Raw genomic sequence first — 236 nt, forward strand, 5'->3', positions numbered from 1 at the left:
GCGCATGGGGCCGCAGACCTTCCTGTTTGGCGCAACGCGTTCAACTGGTTCGTCGCCCATTCGCTGGGCACACTGACGGTCATGCCGATCGTCAAGCTGGTAATCGGCGGGGACGTCACGGCGTGGAGCAAGGCAGTGCGCCGGAGAGAGCTTTATGAGCTCGCGGCCCTAACCACGCTGCACGTCACGGTTGCGGTGCTCGTCTTCGCTCAGACGCAGCTGCCGCTCCTGTTCGT

Annotated in this window: 1 protein-coding gene; it reads left to right on the top strand. The window is 64.0% G+C overall.

Translation table 11 applies throughout. The features are described 5' to 3' along the window. A partial coding sequence (locus AC3II9_RS22515; RefSeq protein ID WP_489158999.1) for a hypothetical protein occupies positions 1-236 on the top strand: 236 nt, incomplete at both ends.

The organism is Lysinibacillus sp. RU7 (genome assembly GCF_057837305.1).